Source organism: Rugamonas aquatica (assembly GCF_009380215.1).
Classification (GTDB): Bacteria; Pseudomonadota; Gammaproteobacteria; order Burkholderiales; family Burkholderiaceae_D; genus Rugamonas; species Rugamonas aquatica_B.
Window position 1 is genome coordinate 1 of sequence record NZ_WHUG01000064.1, and the last position, 268, is coordinate 268.

Sequence of the window (268 nt, forward strand, 5' to 3'; positions counted from 1 at the left end):
TTAGAGTGCTCTTTCGTAGCAACTAATGACAAGGGTTGCGCTCGTTGCGGGACTTAACCCAACATCTCACGACACGAGCTGACGACAGCCATGCAGCACCTGTGTAATGGTTCCCTTTCGGGCACTCTCAAATCTCTCCGAGATTCCATCCATGTCAAGGGTAGGTAAGGTTTTTCGCGTTGCATCGAATTAATCCACATCATCCACCGCTTGTGCGGGTCCCCGTCAATTCCTTTGAGTTTTAATCTTGCGACCGTACTCCCCAGGC

General features: G+C 50.7%; 1 rRNA gene. It reads right to left on the reverse strand.

Annotation, left to right across the window (positions count from 1 at the left end):
• Positions 1–268: ribosomal RNA gene (locus GEV02_RS32675) — 16S ribosomal RNA — on the reverse strand; the annotation flags it as partial.